The sequence below is a fragment of the Ruegeria sp. S263 genome (genome assembly GCF_056780525.1).
Map to the genome: position 1 here is coordinate 2959813 of NZ_CM165558.1, position 15420 is coordinate 2975232.

At 59.3% G+C, this 15420-nt stretch carries 13 protein-coding genes; 11 read left to right on the forward strand and 2 right to left on the reverse strand.

Annotated elements, in window-relative coordinates:
* Positions 1-70: 70 nt before the first annotated feature.
* From xdhA to ACT2B1_RS14800, 8 genes are all read left to right on the forward strand, one after another.
* Entirely contained in the window at positions 71-1468 is a 1398-nt protein-coding gene (gene xdhA, locus ACT2B1_RS14765; RefSeq protein ID WP_481668017.1) for a xanthine dehydrogenase small subunit, read from the forward strand.
* Positions 1465-3867 carry a xanthine dehydrogenase molybdopterin binding subunit gene (gene xdhB, locus ACT2B1_RS14770; RefSeq protein WP_481668018.1) on the forward strand — a complete coding sequence of 801 codons (2403 nt, stop codon included), beginning with the start codon at positions 1465-1467 and terminating at the stop codon, positions 3865-3867. The genes xdhA and xdhB overlap by 4 nt, the downstream gene beginning before the upstream one ends.
* On the forward strand, positions 3867-4802 hold the full coding sequence (xdhC, locus tag ACT2B1_RS14775) for a xanthine dehydrogenase accessory protein XdhC (protein WP_171241498.1): 936 nt from the start codon (positions 3867-3869) through the stop codon (positions 4800-4802). Before xdhB ends, xdhC begins: the two co-directional genes overlap by 1 nt.
* A complete protein-coding gene (locus ACT2B1_RS14780) occupies positions 4799-6316 on the forward strand; it encodes an ABC transporter ATP-binding protein (protein WP_171120149.1) in 1518 nt (505 codons plus the stop codon). Before xdhC ends, ACT2B1_RS14780 begins: the two co-directional genes overlap by 4 nt.
* A 38-nt stretch (positions 6317-6354) precedes the next feature.
* On the forward strand, positions 6355-7437 hold the full coding sequence (locus tag ACT2B1_RS14785) for an ABC transporter permease (RefSeq protein WP_171120147.1): 1083 nt from the start codon (positions 6355-6357) through the stop codon (positions 7435-7437).
* On the forward strand, positions 7437-8357 hold the full coding sequence (locus tag ACT2B1_RS14790; RefSeq protein WP_170384942.1) for an ABC transporter permease: 921 nt from the start codon (positions 7437-7439) through the stop codon (positions 8355-8357). Before ACT2B1_RS14785 ends, ACT2B1_RS14790 begins: the two co-directional genes overlap by 1 nt.
* A 32-nt stretch (positions 8358-8389) precedes the next feature.
* Complete coding sequence (locus ACT2B1_RS14795) at positions 8390-9463, forward strand: BMP family ABC transporter substrate-binding protein (protein WP_171120145.1); 1074 nt, start codon at positions 8390-8392, stop codon at positions 9461-9463.
* A gap of 118 nt (positions 9464-9581) precedes the next feature.
* Positions 9582-11336, forward strand: coding sequence for an adenylate/guanylate cyclase domain-containing protein (locus tag ACT2B1_RS14800; RefSeq protein ID WP_481668019.1), 1755 nt, complete (start codon positions 9582-9584; stop codon positions 11334-11336).
* 27 nt (positions 11337-11363) lie between these two features.
* Here the strand turns inward: ACT2B1_RS14800 and ACT2B1_RS14805 are convergent, their stop codons facing one another.
* Together ACT2B1_RS14805 and ACT2B1_RS14810 are read right to left on the reverse strand one after the other, a co-directional pair.
* Positions 11364-12596, reverse strand: a complete 1233-nt coding sequence (locus ACT2B1_RS14805) for an HlyD family secretion protein (protein ID WP_481668020.1) — start codon at positions 12594-12596, stop codon at positions 11364-11366.
* 3 nt (positions 12597-12599) lie between these two features.
* Positions 12600-12962 (reverse strand): hypothetical protein, encoded by a 363-nt coding sequence (locus tag ACT2B1_RS14810; protein ID WP_171127034.1) that lies wholly within the window; start codon positions 12960-12962, stop codon positions 12600-12602.
* A gap of 143 nt (positions 12963-13105) precedes the next feature.
* Between ACT2B1_RS14810 and ACT2B1_RS14815 the strand changes: the two genes are divergently transcribed.
* The 3 genes from ACT2B1_RS14815 to ACT2B1_RS14825 all read left to right on the forward strand — a co-directional run bounded on the left by ACT2B1_RS14815 (position 13106) and on the right by ACT2B1_RS14825 (position 15232).
* Positions 13106-14179 (forward strand): NAD(P)/FAD-dependent oxidoreductase, encoded by a 1074-nt coding sequence (locus ACT2B1_RS14815; RefSeq protein ID WP_481668021.1) that lies wholly within the window; start codon positions 13106-13108, stop codon positions 14177-14179.
* Positions 14176-14829, forward strand: coding sequence for a DUF938 domain-containing protein (locus tag ACT2B1_RS14820; protein ID WP_171241502.1), 654 nt, complete (start codon positions 14176-14178; stop codon positions 14827-14829). Before ACT2B1_RS14815 ends, ACT2B1_RS14820 begins: the two co-directional genes overlap by 4 nt.
* A gap of 67 nt (positions 14830-14896) precedes the next feature.
* Entirely contained in the window at positions 14897-15232 is a 336-nt protein-coding gene (locus tag ACT2B1_RS14825) for a carboxymuconolactone decarboxylase family protein (protein ID WP_481668022.1), read from the forward strand.
* Positions 15233-15420: the final 188 nt, after the last annotated feature.

Here is a 15420-nt window from a genome sequence, read left to right on the forward strand (position 1 = left end):
CCACTCTTTCTACGTCGCATCGAAGGAGGGCACCCAAGGGCGCAACCGGGTAAGGCGACGGGTTTCACGAATGGATATCACGTTTCTTCTGAACGGAGAGACAGTGGAGCTGTCGGATGTTGATCCGACGGCCACCCTGCTGGACTGGCTGCGCGACGATCGCAGCCTGACCGGCACCAAAGAGGGCTGCAACGAAGGCGATTGCGGGGCCTGCACCGTCATGGTCACGGATGAGGGCGGCGCGAAGGCGCTGAACTCCTGTATCCTGTTCCTCCCGCAACTGCATGGCAAAGCGGTACGCACTGTCGAAGGCGCCAGCAGCCCAAATGGTGACGCCCACCCGGTGCAACAGGCCATGGTCGACCTGCACGGATCGCAATGCGGCTTTTGCACCCCCGGTTTTGTGATGTCGATGGTCGCAAGCCACGCAAATGGCACAACCGACTACGATACGCAGCTTGCTGGCAACCTCTGCCGCTGCACCGGCTATGCCCCAATCATCCGCGCAGCCGAGGCCGCCGAACAGCACCCCGTCCCGGAATGGATCACCGGCGACCAAACCTTCTCTTGTTCAAAAATACTTCGGGGGGAGGCCGCAGGCCGGGGGGCAGAGCCCCCCTACCTCCCCAACTCCGCCGACGAACTGGCAGAGCTTTATGCGCAATACCCCGATGCGACGTTGGTCGCCGGGGCCACGGATGTGGGCCTTTGGGTTACCAAACAACTGCGTGATCTCGACCCGGTGATTTTCCTTAGCCGCTGCGAAGACTTGAAACAGATCACGATCACCGACGAAGAAATTCGTTTCGGCGCCATGGTCGACATGAACCGGATGGGCGCGGTTCTGAGCGACCTCCACCCCTCTTACGCCGAGATGATCCGTCGTTATGCCAGCGTACAGGTCCGCCACGCCGCGACCGTGGGGGGTAATATCGCCAACGGATCGCCCATCGGGGACAACCCGCCTGCCTTGATTGCCCTTGGCGCAACTTTGCATCTGCGCAAAGCCGACGAGCGACGCTCGATGCCGCTGGAAGACTTCTTCATCGACTACGGCAAACAAGACCGCGCACCCGGAGAATTCGTTGAGGCCGTCAGCTTCCCGCGACAGGCGGACCGCCTAAAGGCATACAAGCTCAGCAAGCGGTTCGATCAGGATATCTCGGCCGTCTGCGGATGTTTCAATATCACCGTTTCAGAGGGCACCGTAACCCAAGCGCGGATCGCGTTTGGCGGAATGGCCGGCACGCCGAAACGGGCAACCCATGTCGAGGCCGCATTGATCGGTAAACAATGGACCGCTGCGACCATTCAGGCCGCGCTGCCTGCCTTTGCCGACGACTACCAACCACTCACGGACATGCGCGCCTCGGCCACTTATCGTCTGGAAACCGCTAAAGCGATGCTCGAGCGCTATTTCCTCGAAGATCAGGGCGAAGTGACCAACGTGTTGGAGGTGTCGGCATGAGCGTGACCAAACCCCTCCCCCACGACGCAGCCCCACTGCATGTTTCTGGCTCTGCGCGGTACGTGGACGACATCCCCACACCCAAGGGCAGCCTGCACCTGGCCTTTGGCCTCAGCCCGATCGCCAAGGGCAAGATATCAGGCATGGACCTGTCGGCTGTAAAAGCGGCTGATGGGGTTGTCATGGTCATGACGGCTGATGACCTGCCTTTTGCCAACGATGTCTCACCTTCAATCCATGATGAACCGCTGCTGTCGGACGGAACCGTTCACTATGTCGGTCAGCCGGTATTTCTAGTCGTCGCCACCAGCCATCTGGCCGCGCGAAAGGCCGCGCGTCTGGGCAAGATCGACTATGCTGAGGAAACTCCGATCCTTACAATCGAAGATGCACTGGCCGCCGACAGCCGGTTCGAGGACGGTCCGCGCGTTTATGCCAAGGGCGACGCGGGTGCGGCCATTGCGGACGCGGCTCATGTAATCGAAGGGTCGTTTGAACTCGGCGGGCAGGAGCATTTCTATCTGGAAGGCCAGGCGGCACTTGCCGTGCCGAACGAGGGCGCGGACATGCTGGTCCACAGCTCGACCCAGCACCCGACCGAGATTCAGCACAAGGTAGCCGACGCTTTGGGCGTTCCAATGCACGCTGTTCGCGTGGAAACCCGCCGGATGGGTGGCGGCTTTGGCGGCAAGGAAAGTCAGGGCAACGCTTTGGCCGTAGCATGTGCCGTGGCCGCGCGTGCGACGGGTAAGGCCTGCAAGATGCGCTATGATCGCGATGATGACATGATCATCACCGGCAAACGCCATGCCTTCCGTATTTCCTACAAAGCCGGGTTCGATGATAACGGTCATATTCAGGGCGTATCGTTCCTGCACCACGCCATCTGCGGCTGGGCGCAGGACTTGTCCCTGCCCGTGGCGGACCGCGCGATGCTGCATTCCGACAACGCCTATCTGTTGCCCAACGCGCGGATTGAAAGCCACCGACTGAAAACAAACACCCAATCCGCCACCGCCTATCGCGGGTTCGGTGGCCCTCAGGGTATGGTCGGGATCGAACGCGTGATGGATCACGCCGCGCATGCGCTTGGATTGGACCCTGTGGAACTGCGACGCCGGAACTACTATGAACCCGCGCACAAGGTGGTCGAAGGTGAACCAGCCGACAAACCACTCGGCCATCCCGACCCGCATGAAGACCTGACCAGCCGCGGCGCTGTTGAGATGGGCGACACGCCTTTGCGCCCTCTTCCCGCTGGCGGCAATACCACGCCTTACGGCATGGAAGTCAGCGATTTTGAGCTGCACGGCATGACCGCAGCGTTGCTGAAATCCAGTGACTATGCGGCGCGCAAGGCAGCGATAGAAAAATGGAATGCCGAGAACAGCGTGATCAAGAAGGGCATCGCCTTTTCTCCGGTGAAGTTCGGGATTTCCTTCACGCTGACCCACCTCAATCAGGCGGGCGCGCTGGTGCATGTGTATCAGGACGGCTCGGTCCATCTGAACCATGGCGGTACCGAGATGGGACAGGGCCTGTTCCAGAAGGTCGCGCAAGTGGCTGCGTCACGGTTCGGGATTCCGTTGGACATGGTCAAGATCACCGCAACCGACACCGCCAAGGTGCCGAATACATCGGCAACTGCGGCATCCTCGGGCAGTGATCTGAACGGCATGGCCGTCAAAGCCGCCTGCGACACGATCCGTGACCGGATGGCTGACTATCTGGCCGAGCGGCATCAGGCCGATCCGTCGACAGTCACCTTCACGGATGGCCACGTTTCGGTCGGCGAAGAACGCTATACCTTTGCCGAGGCAGCGGCGCTGGCCTATCAGGGCCGGATTAGCCTGTCCGCCACGGGGTACTACAAAACTCCCAAGATCGAATGGGACAGGATCGCAGGCCGTGGGCGCCCGTTTTTCTACTTCGCATATGGGGCCTCGATCACCGAGGTCGCGGTGGACACTCTGACCGGTGAGAACCGCATCCTGCGCACCGATATCCTGCATGACGCGGGCGCATCGCTGAACCCGGCGTTGGACATCGGGCAGGTCGAAGGCGGCTACGTGCAGGGCGCGGGATGGCTGACGACCGAGGAGCTGGTCTGGGACGGCAAGGGCAATCTACGCACGCACGCCCCCTCGACCTACAAGATCCCGGCCTGTTCGGATCGGCCCGACATTTTCAACGTAGCGCTTTGGAATGGCGAGAACCGCGAGGACACAATCTATCGCTCGAAAGCGGTGGGTGAGCCACCATTTATGCTGGGTATCTCGGCATGGCTGGCGCTGTCGAATGCGGTCGCCGCGTGCGGAGACAGCTATCCCGCGCTGGATGCCCCCGCCACGGCTGAACAGGTCTGGCATGGCATTCAACGGATGAAGGGAGACATCTGATGGGATTTGACCTTGAGGCTTTGAGGGAGGCGGTCAACACCCACGGGAAAGTCACCCGGGTCGTCATCGCTGCGATCAAGGGGTCATCCCCGCGCGAAGTCGGTGCCGCCATGCTGGTCTGGCAGGGCGGGCAATCCGGCACGATCGGCGGTGGCACGCTGGAATATCAAGCAGCAGAAACGGCGCGCACTCAAACTGTGCCGTCCCGTCTGACGCAGCACGCGCTTGGTCCCGATCTTGGGCAATGCTGCGGTGGCGCAGTCTCGTTATTGACCGAGGTCTATGACCTTGATGCAGTGAACGCGCTGGACGACACGATCATCGCACGTTCAGCGTCCGGCGCCGAAATGCCCTTGTCAGTCAAACGGTTGATGGCACAGGTACGCGGACAAGGAACAGTTCCACAGCCCCACCTTCTTGACGGTTGGATGGTTGAGCCCGTCCACAAACCGACCCGCAAGCTGTGGATTTGGGGCGCTGGCCATGTCGGGCGCGCATTGGTCGATGTTCTGTCACCGCTGCCTGAGCTGGCAATCACATGGGTCGATACCGGCCCGGAACGGTTTCCCGGCGATATCCCGGCATCTGTTACGGCTGTACCCGCCGCAAAACCCGCCGAACTTGTCCGTCATGCCCCGCGTGATGCCGAGCATTTGGTTCTGACTTATTCCCACAATCTGGACCTGGAACTTTGCAACCGTTTGCTGACGCACGGTTTCGGCTTTGCCGGGCTGATCGGCTCGGCTACGAAGTGGGCGCGATTCCGGTCGCGGCTGGCCGCCCTTGGGCACTCGCCCGAACGGATTAGCCGGATCACCTGCCCCATCGGTGACCCCGGTCTGGGCAAACACCCGCAGATGATCGCCGTTGGTGTCGCAGCACAATTGCTGCGCCCCGCCCGGCAGAACGAGTTGAAGAAGGACCTGAGCGCGTGACCACTCCACTCCTAAGCTTACAAGGGCTGACTAAAGCCTATCCCGGCGTCGTGGCCAATGATCAGGTGTCTTTTGACATCGGCGAAGGCGAAGTTCACGCCCTGTTGGGCGAGAATGGCGCGGGCAAATCCACGCTGGTGAAAATGATCTATGGGCTGGTGAAACCCGACAGCGGCACGATGCTGCTGCGCGGCCAGCCCTTTGCACCACCCGAACCGCGTGCGGCGCGGGCTGACGGGATCGCGATGGTATTCCAGCATTTCTCGTTGTTTGACGCGCTGAACGTGGCCGAAAACATTGCGCTGGGGATGGAAAACCCGCCGCCAATGGGCGATCTGGCCTCGCGTATCCGCGAAGTGTCCGAAACATACGGCCTGCCTCTGGACCCGTTTCGCACCGTCGGCGATCTGTCGGCGGGCGAACGTCAGCGGGTCGAGATCATCCGCTGTCTGTTGCAGGATCCCAAGCTGCTGATCATGGACGAACCCACATCGGTTCTGACCCCGCAAGAGGTCGAGATCCTGTTTGAGACCCTGAACAAACTGCGGTCCGAGGGCACCTCGATCCTGTATATTTCGCACAAGCTGGAAGAGATCCGCACGCTCTGCGATCACGCCACAATTCTGCGGCTGGGCAAGAACGTCGGCGAATGTGTTCCGGCTGAAACCTCGGCCCGTGACATGGCTGAAATGATGGTGGGCTCGACCCTACAAACACCTGAACGCGGTGGCCGAGAATTTGGCGACGTCGCGCTGGATGTAAGCGGATTGTCGGTGCCCTCGCCTTCCGAGTTTGGCACGGCGCTGCGCAATGTACACATGACCGTCCGCAAGGGCGAGGTTCTGGGCATTGGTGGTGTCGCCGGGAACGGTCAGGACGAACTACTGGGCGTTTTGTCGGGTGAAATCCAGACAACAGCTGATGCGATCAAGTTCAACGGCCAACCGATTGGCAAGCTTGGCCCCACCGCGCGACGCAAGCTGGGCGTGCTGACCGCGCCCGAAGAACGTCTGGGCCACGCGGCCGCACCGGACATGAGCCTGACGGAAAACGCCCTGCTGACGGGTTCTGTCCGCGAAGGACTGGAAAGCAATGGGTTCCTGAAGTGGGCCGACACCAAGAACTTTGCGGAAAAGATTATCGAGGCGTTCGACGTACGCACGCCGGGGCCAGAGAACGCCGCGCGATCGCTATCGGGCGGGAACCTGCAGAAATTCGTGATCGGACGCGAAGTTCTGCAAAACCCGGACGTTCTGGTCGTGAACCAACCCACTTGGGGTGTGGACGCGGCGGCGGCAGCCTCGATCCGGCAGGCCATTCTGGACCTGGCGGCCAAGGGCACAGCGGTCATCTGCATCAGTCAGGATCTGGATGAACTGATGGAAATCTCAGACAGTTTCGCGGCCTTGAACGAAGGACGACTAAGCGCACCCCGCCCGACCACTGGGCTGACGGTAGACGAAATCGGCCTGATGATGGGTGGCGCACACGGCATGGAGGTAGCCCATGTCTAAAGCATTACAGAAAAAGATGAAAACGGGGGTGTGAGTAGATGATAGTGTTGGAGAAACGGCCTCAGCCGTCCAAGGCGTGGTCTTATGCCACCCCTCTGGTCGCGGTAGTGGCGACCATGCTTTTCGGCGGCATCCTGTTCGCCATTTTGGGTAAGAACCCGGTCGAAGCCATCGGTACCATTTTCTGGGAACCGCTGTTTGGTGAGTTCGCCTTTTACTACCGCCCGCAACTTCTTGTGAAAGGTGCGCCGCTGGTGCTGATCGCCATTGGCCTGTCGCTGGGCTTTCGGGCCGGTATCTGGAATATCGGCGCCGAAGGGCAGTACATCATGGGCGCCATCTTTGGCGCAGGTGCAGGTCTGGCCTTTTATCCGCTGGACGCGTTCTACATCTTTCCGATCATGGTGATTGCCGGTGCGTTCGGTGGCTGGCTCTGGGCAATGATCCCTGCCTTTCTGAAGGTTCGCTTTGGCACCAATGAAATCCTTGTTTCGCTGATGCTGGTCTATGTGGCCGAACAGATGCTGGCCTCGGTTTCGCTGGGTCTGCTGAAAAACCCCGAAGGGTTCGGCTTTCCCGGATCGCGTAACCTGCAAGCCTATGACAGTGCGCATAACGCGGAACTGATCGCCGGGTCCGGGATGCACTGGGGTGTGGTGACAGCGCTGATCGCCGTGATCTTTGCCTATGTCCTGCTCAACCGTCACATGCTGGGCTTTCACATCCGCCTGACGGGTGAGGCACCGCGCGCTGCGAAATTCGCAGGCGTGAACCCGGCCCGCCTGATCCTGTTTTGCTTGGGCGTTTCCGGCGCATTGGCAGGACTGGCCGGAATGTTCGAGGTTTCGGGACCTTCAGGTGTGGTCAGCATCGACTTCAACGTCGGCTATGGCTTCACCGCGATCATTGTGGCCTTTCTCGGTCGTCTGCACCCGGTGGGTATCCTGCTGGCCGGTGGCCTGATGGCGCTGACCTATATCGGTGGTGAAATCGCGCAGTCCCAGCTTGGCCTGCCTGCCGCCGCCATTCAGGTGTTCCAGGGGATGCTTCTGTTCTTCCTGCTGGCCTTCGATCTTTTGACCAACTACCGCATCCGTGCGGCCCGTAGCGAGGTAGCGTAATGGACCTTGGTGAAATCAACCCCGTCCTCTTGGTCGCCTCTTTGATGGTGGCCGCAACCCCCCTGCTTTTGGCCGCGATCGGAGAGCTGGTCGTCGAAAAAGCAGGTGTTCTAAACCTCGGTGTCGAGGGCATGATGATCGTCGGCGCAATCAGCGGTTTTGCAATCTCGGTCGAGACCGGATCACCTTGGCTGGGCTTTATCGCTGCGGCGATCGGCGGCGCGGTACTGTCCCTGTTGTTTGTGCTGCTGACGCAGGTTGCGTTGGCCAACCAGGTTGCCAGTGGCCTTGCGCTCACCTTGTTTGGATTGGGTTTCAGCGCCCTTCTGGGTCAAAGCTATGTGGGGATCAAACCGCCCAGCATGGGGGATATTCACATCCCGCTGATCAGCGATATCCCGGTTATCGGCCCGATCCTGTTCCAGCACGACCCGATCCTTTACGTCGGAATTGCTCTGACTGCGGCGGTTTGGGCCACGCTGAAATACACCCGCGTCGGCCTGATCCTGCGCGCGGTCGGCGAAAACCACGACGCGGCCCACGCGCTTGGCTACAAGGTCATCAAGATCCGTATCATGGCGATCTTGTTCGGCGGCGCCTGCGCGGGTCTGGGTGGCGCTTACATCAGCCTTATTCGCGTGCCGCAATGGACCGAGGGCATGACGGCCGGTGTCGGCTGGATCGCCCTTGCGCTGGTGGTCTTCGCCAGTTGGAAACCGTGGCGCGCTTTGCTGGGTGCCTATTTGTTCGGCGGTATCACCGTGTTGCAGCTTAATTTGCAGGCAGCAGGCGTTGCCATTCCTGTCGAGTATCTGGCAATGTCGCCCTATATCATCACGATCCTTGTGCTTGTGATCCTTTCGGCCGACAAGAGCAGCGCACCTGCCTCACTGGGCCGGACCTTCCATGCCTCGCACTAGAGGCCAACTGAACCAACTTGGGGAGTAACTACATGAAATTCACTTCACTTCTGACAAGCGCGGCAATGGCGCTGGGTCTGGCGACAGGCGCCATGGCCGAAGACAAAACCAAGGTCGGCTTTGTCTATGTCGGCCCCGTAGGCGACGGCGGCTGGACGTATGAGCACAACAAGGGCCGTCTGGCCGTTGAAGAGGAATTCGGTGACAAGGTTGAAACCGTCTTCGTTGAATCCGTCCCCGAAGGCCCGGATGCGGAACGCGTAATGACACAGATGGCGCTGGAAGGCGCGGACCTGATCTTTACCACTTCGTTCGGCTACATGGACCCGACGATCAACGTTGCCAAGAAATTCCCCGACGTGAAGTTCGAGCACGCGACCGGCTATAAAACCGCGCCCAACGTCTCGGTCTACTCGGCCCGCTTCTACGAGGGCCGCGCCGTACAGGGTCACATCGCGGGCAAAATGACCAAGTCGAACATCATCGGGTATATCGGCTCGTACCCGATCCCCGAAGTGATCCGCGGCATCAACTCGGCCTATCTGCACGCCAAGGCCGTGAACCCGGATGTCGAATTCAAGATTGTCTGGGCCTACACCTGGTTCGACCCCGCAAAAGAAGCTGACGCTGCCACCGTTCTGATCGAACAGGGCGCAGACGTGATCCTGCAGCACACCGACTCGACCGCGCCGCAGGCCGCCGCGCAAGAGGCCGGCAATGTTGTCACCTTTGGTCAGGCGTCGGACATGAGCGAATACGCCCCCTTCCCGCGCGTATCGTCGATCATTGATGACTGGGCCCCCTACTATATCGCCCGGACCAAGGCCGTGATGGACGGAACCTGGGAAAGCGCGAACACCTGGGATGGTATCCGCGAAGGCATGGTCGCAATCGGTGAGATCTCCGACGCGGTGCCTGCTGACGTCAAAGAAGAAGCGCTGGCTTTGAAAGCCGCAATGGCTGCTGGTGAATACCACCCCTTCACCGGCCCGATCAAAAAGCAGGACGGCAGCGACTGGCTGGCGGACGGCGAAACCGCCGATGACGGCACACTGGCTGGCATGAACTTCTACGTCGAGGGGCTGGAGGGCGAAATTCCGCAGTAAGCCACGCGTATATAGTGTGAGACAAAGCCCGCCTCGTTTGGCGGGCTTTTTTCTTGTCATGCATTCATGGCGCAAACCGCGTAAGATAGCCCAAGGCACGGCTTGCGAGGGATCGCCGATGGAGGATTTTCTGGACGGCAAAAGACGTGCCGCCATTCTGGCCATGGATGTGTTGGGCTACGCCCATCTGACAGAAACCGATGAGGTCGGAACCCTGCGCGCTGTACGCGAACTGCGGAACGCGATCATTTCTCCCGCTTTGGATCAAAATCAGGGGCGATTGGTCAAAACGATGGGCGACGGCTTTCTGGCCGAATTCCCGGAGCCTGAAGCGGCGCTAACCGCTGCGATGCGCATTCAGGCCGAGGCCGCAGCCCAGGCCCGGCAGCAGCCACCGGACGCGCGCATTCTGCTGCGCATTGGGGCACATCTTGGGGATGTGTTCGTTGACGATCAGGACATTCTGGGTGACGGCGTCAATATTGCCGCCCGGTTGGAAGGGCTTTGCCACGCCGGGGGACTGGCCGCCTCGCTGGCATTTGTCGATGCGCTGCCGCAGGGTAAGACAAAAAACCTGACACATGATGGTCAACATCAACTCAAGAACATCTCGCGCCCTCTGACCGTGTTTCGCTGGCAGGCCGAAGGGATATCGCCCGTGCCGTCCCAACCTGCGATCCGAACCGGGCCGCCGACCCTTGCGGTATTACCTTTCCAGAATCACTCCCCCGATCCCGGACATGCCTTTTTTGCCGAAGGGCTGGCTGAAGACATCATCTCGGGGCTGCAACAGATGGGTCGAGTGCCGGTTGTTTCGGGCGCGTCCAGCCTGTCCCTGAACCCAGAACTGAGTGTCGAAGACGCTGCGAGGGTCCTGGGGGCGCAATACCTTGTGACCGGAACACTGCGCCGGTCGGGTCCACGGGTACGGGTGACCGTGGAATATATCGAGGGATCGACCGGACTTGCCCTCTGGTCCGAGAAATACGACCGGCCGTTCGAAGATGTGTTTGAGATTCAGGACGACATCACCCTGCGTGTTGTTACCGCATTGGACACCGAGCTGGTCGAGGGCGAGATCGACCGCATTCGCCGCAAACGCCCCGACCATCTGGGGGCATGGGAAAGGTACCTGAGGGGGATGTCGGGACTTAGAAAGCCTGGGCTGGAAGATTTGCAAGCGGCACCGATTGAGTTTCAGTCCGCTGTGGCACTGGATGAAGACTATGGTGAGGCCTGGGCTGGGTTGGGATGGGCCTATCTTAAGGAATATGGGTTTGGTGCGTCCGAACGCTCAAAGGATGTTTTGGACAAGGGGATGGCCGCTGCGCAAAAGGGGCTGGAGCTAGCAAATAAATCTCCGTTTGCGCATTATGTGATGTCGACAGCCTATGTCTGGCAGGGAGAAAAAGCATTAAGCCTCAAGGAATTGGAATACGCGATCCGCCTTAACCCCTTTTTCACACGCGCTAAACTGGCCTATTTCAACCGGTCCGAACTTGCCGATCCCAGTATCGGCCCACAGGCAGTCGAGGAAATACGCAAGGCTCTGGCCTTGTCTCCGCGGGAACCTGACCGCGGATTCTATTTCTGGGCAATTGCCCGAATGTATCTGGTTGCGGGTGAAAATATCGAAGCGTTGGACTGGGCAGATCGCGCCGTCAATGTGCGCCCCAACGATCCCAACATGCTGTATCGCCGCGCCATCTGCCTTGCCGCCTTGGACCGCGTGGGTGAAGCGCAAGAAGCTCTGGCCGCCTGCGAAGGCCCGTCCGAGGGTTATGTCGACCGGATGCGGGACTGGCGGCCCTACGACGACGCCCGTAACGAAAAGGTTTTTGCGGGGCTGCACCGCAACGGTCTGGCCGGATAACGTGTACCCGGCCAGACTAAGTTGAAATCAGTGCCCCGTCAGCACCAGCGTATTCACCGGCATCAGGATCAAGCGCAGGCGCAGGCCTGCAGCGTGGACCACTCCGATCGTGTCGATCACATGCAGGGCGGCTGATTGCCAAAAGCCCAACTCTTCGTGCTCTAGCCGTTCGTGATTGTCGGTATAGACATTCGCAAGGCAATTACTGCCCGGTGGGATGTCATCGGTCGTGCCTTTGTAGAGCGGCTCCATGTAAACCAGAACAGATCCCGGGACTGTATTTGTCTGAACATCTCGCAACTCGTCGGTAGGCCGAATTTGGCCCGAAGGGATCACGTCTTGCACTTGAACCACCACCATGGGGATCACGGTGAAAGGTTTGGTCATGCAACCCAGCTCTCCGATCATGCCGGGCTTGATGACCTGCGCTGACATTTGGTTGAACGCCGCCTGAAACCGGTTATGGCCCGACTGCGAGGGAACAAGGATACCCGCTGGCCGCAATAGCGGACTGACGTAGTCGCCGACCTGCAAGCCAAACTGTTCCACCCGGCCAGCGACGCCCGCGTTGATCACGGTCTTTTCCAGCTCGGTCATTGCGGCGTCCAGTTGCGCAGTGGCACTGGCCATTTGCGCCGGGATCAGCTCTTCGATCTGCTGCCGCACAGCCGCACGCCGCGCTTGGGCAGCAACCAATTGTGCCTCACGCTCGGCCACAAGGTTTTCCAGCCGGTCAATCTCGGCCAGGCGCACCGCACTGGAGCCTTCGTCCCGCAGGGTAGTGTTACGCTCAAGGTCCTCCAGCGACTGATCCAGCGCAGCCTTGGCGCCAGCGATTCCCGCCTCAGCTTCGGCCAGATCAGTCTCGGCCACTTTCAAGGACGCCTGCACCTGCGCAATTTCTGCCCGGGCGGCCTCGACCATGGCGGTTTGGGTGAAGTCCTCGATCCGAAAGATCGGCTGACCTGCGACAACCTGCTGGTTATTCGTCACATAAACCTCGGATACGCGACCGCCCAACTGCGGCAGGATCGTCACCGTCCGGAAATACGAGGCCGCTGTTTTGCTGGCCGGGTGAAAGTAGAACAGCGTGGTGATCACGGTCAGCGCCAGAATGGCACAGGTGGTCAGGCCCCAGCGCAGCTCATACCACATGGTGAACAGCGTGATCTCATGACCGATCCGCTTGCCCTGCACATAGCGGCGGAACAAATAGTCAGGCAGCACCGTAATCAGTGCGCACATCAACGTCTCAAGCATAACTTACGGCTCCTGCTGCACGGGCGGCTCGGAAGGTTGGGCCTCGGGCTTGCCCAAAGATCGGATCGCATCGGCAATCGCCCTAAGCGGTGCTGCAACGTCAGGGAACTGGAACCCGGCCACCAGAATAGCGGCAACCCAGAACAGCCCATTATGAGTGAACAGCGCCAGCAGCGCCAGAATGCCCACTAGCTGAAACTGAGGGTGGTTGGATTCATGCGCAATTTTTTCCGGGATCGAATGGAGTGTGAAATAGCCCACACCAATCAGGATGATGACCCCAACCGTGAAAAAAAACATAAACGTCAAAAGAAAATCACTGCCATCCGCCTGTGTCACATAGGACGGAATATGCCCCGTGGCCATTGGGTGTAGGTCTGCGGTACTCACCCTGCCCTCCTCTAATTGGTTGATCCTTGTTTGGATGGGTTGATGCGCAAATTCAACCCTGCTTAAAGTTCGCTGACACTTTCGCAAATAAAGCGCCATGCGCATCGCAAAGGGGTTAAATGATTGATTTCCTGATCATCGGCGGCGGAATAGCAGGTCTCAGCGCAGGCGCGCGGCTGTCACTTCACGGTAAGGTCATCGTGCTCGAGGCAGAAGACGTGCTTGGGTATCACGCCTCTGGGCGGTCGGCGGCGTTGTTTGAAGAAAGCTACGGTCCTGACTCGGTCGTCGCGCTGAACAAGGCAAGTGCAGAGTTTCTGGCCTCAGAAAATGGTGGATACCTCACGCCGAGGGGCCTGATGCTGATCGGAGGAAAAAACCAGCAAGACGTATTCGCCCGCGATGTGGTCGATTTGAACATGCAGGTATTGCCCGTTGCAGAAGCCCGTGACCGCGTTCCAATCCTGAACCCTGATTCAGTGGGGTTTACCGCGATCAGCGACGGTGCGTTTGATATTGATACCGACAGGCTATTGCAGGACTTTGCCCGTGTGATCCGTGCCAATGGCGGAAAGGTCCTGACCAGAAACAAGGTCACAGCCATACACAAAGACAGACACTGGATTGTCAGCGCCGGGCAGACTTACGATTCCCGAAATATTGTGAATGCAGCAGGCCCGTGGGTCGATGAAATTGCAATCATGGCTGGTATTGCCCCAATCGGCATTTCACCCCGCCGTCGGTCGATGGCACGATTGCCGGCCCCGGCCGGTCACAACCTGCGCGAATGGCCGATGCTTCTGGGCGTACAGGAGGCCTGGTATGCGAAACCCGATGCCGGGAAACTGATTGTCTCACCGTCCGAGGCTGATCCGGTCCCTCCACACGATGCGTATGCTGACGACATGGTTCTGGCCGAAGGTCTGGCCAGATATGAAGAGATGGTTACCGAACCTGTCACTCGGGTCGAGGCCAACTGGGCTGGTTTGCGCAGCTTTGCGCCTGACGGCACGCTGGTTCTTGGCCCTGATCCCGTAGATCCAACATTTATCTGGTCCGCTGGTCAGGGAGGGTATGGGTTCCAGACTGCCCCAGCCGCATCGAAGCTGGTGGCCGATCTTGCGACCGGCCACATGCCCGAATTGGATGACGCCAGTGTTCGGGCTCTGAAACCGGAAAGGTTATGCCAATGAGGAAACGAAACCTGCCTTCAAATGCCAGTGTTGCCACCGAAGGCGAAGATGGACGGCTAGTTGCACCCGCTGCGTCCCGTAATTCAGACGTGCTGTGCGACCTCTTGGTGCGGTGGGCACCCACCCAAGGTCGGGCGTTGGAAATAGCCAGCGGCACCGGACAGCATGTCAGCGCCTTCGCACAGCGCCTACCACAGCTTCACTGGCAACCAACAGAAGTCGACCCAGAGCGGCGCGCCAGCATTAACGCGTATTGCCGAGATCTGCCCAATACCACGGACGCCGCTGCACTGGACGCGACGTCTGACGGGTGGCACCAACACTTCGCCGGGCAGGACCTGATCGTGTTGATCAACCTGACCCACTTGATCAGTTGGCGAGAGACCCAAACGCTGATCTCAGAGGCCGCACTTACCCTGTCACCAGAAGGGCGCTTTGTCCTCTATGGGCCGTTCATGCGATCGGGGACTCTCACCAGTGACGGGGATCAACGTTTCCATGACGCGTTGGTGCAGCAAGACGGCGAAATCGGCTACAAGAATGACGAGGACATCGCGGCGGAAATGTGCGCACAGGGACTGAATGTTATTGGGTTGATCGACATGCCAGCAAACAACCTCGCCTTCGTCGCCGAAAAACCCCAGACCTGATCAAGATCAAAGTTCGAACACGTATTCTCATTCACATTCCGCTTACCATATGTGAATGAGGATAGACATGACTTGGCAGGAAAAGCTAACGGACACCCGCAAGGGACTACGCACTCTCAACACCGCAATCCCCGAAACAGCACGCGCGTTTGGGTCCTTGGGAGAAACGGTCAAAAAAAGCGGAACGCTTGACTACAAGACTAAGGAATTCATTGCGCTAGGTATGTCAATCGCTATCCGCTGCGAACCTTGCATCACATTGCATACAGAAGCCTTGGCCAAGTCAGGCGCGTCCCGAGAAGAGGTTTCGGACGTACTTGCTATGGCTATCCAAATGGGCGGAGGACCGTCGATGATGTATGCAGCCAAAGCTCTGGAGTGTTTTGACGAATTGTTGGTCTGAACGCCTTTACCCGCAAAAAGCCTGCATACGCAGGCTTGCCTCCGGCGGAAGTATTTTGAACAGAAGAAGAAACGGTTTCTTAACATATTGAGGCCACAAAATCTCTTGCGGTACAGGCGGAAGCGCCGATGGCCGTAACAGGAGAAGGCCCCCCTTGCCAAAAGCAGGGGGGGCTGGATCATTTTCCA

Excerpts from the sequence above, each read along its gene's own strand:
- xdhA (WP_481668017.1), top strand. The coding sequence starts at position 71 with ATGGATATCACGTTTCTTCTGAACGGAGAGACAGTGGAGCTGTCGGAT.
- xdhB (WP_481668018.1), top strand. The coding sequence starts at position 1,465 with ATGAGCGTGACCAAACCCCTCCCCCACGACGCAGCCCCACTGCATGTT.
- xdhC (WP_171241498.1), top strand. The coding sequence starts at position 3,867 with ATGGGATTTGACCTTGAGGCTTTGAGGGAGGCGGTCAACACCCACGGG.
- ACT2B1_RS14785 (WP_171120147.1), top strand. The coding sequence starts at position 6,355 with ATGATAGTGTTGGAGAAACGGCCTCAGCCGTCCAAGGCGTGGTCTTAT.
- ACT2B1_RS14790 (WP_170384942.1), top strand. The coding sequence starts at position 7,437 with ATGGACCTTGGTGAAATCAACCCCGTCCTCTTGGTCGCCTCTTTGATG.
- ACT2B1_RS14795 (WP_171120145.1), top strand. The coding sequence starts at position 8,390 with ATGAAATTCACTTCACTTCTGACAAGCGCGGCAATGGCGCTGGGTCTG.
- ACT2B1_RS14800 (WP_481668019.1), top strand. The coding sequence starts at position 9,582 with ATGGAGGATTTTCTGGACGGCAAAAGACGTGCCGCCATTCTGGCCATG.
- ACT2B1_RS14805 (WP_481668020.1), bottom strand. The coding sequence starts at position 12,596 with ATGCTTGAGACGTTGATGTGCGCACTGATTACGGTGCTGCCTGACTAT.
- ACT2B1_RS14810 (WP_171127034.1), bottom strand. The coding sequence starts at position 12,962 with ATGGCCACGGGGCATATTCCGTCCTATGTGACACAGGCGGATGGCAGT.
- ACT2B1_RS14815 (WP_481668021.1), top strand. The coding sequence starts at position 13,106 with ATGATTGATTTCCTGATCATCGGCGGCGGAATAGCAGGTCTCAGCGCA.
- ACT2B1_RS14820 (WP_171241502.1), top strand. The coding sequence starts at position 14,176 with ATGAGGAAACGAAACCTGCCTTCAAATGCCAGTGTTGCCACCGAAGGC.
- ACT2B1_RS14825 (WP_481668022.1), top strand. The coding sequence starts at position 14,897 with ATGACTTGGCAGGAAAAGCTAACGGACACCCGCAAGGGACTACGCACT.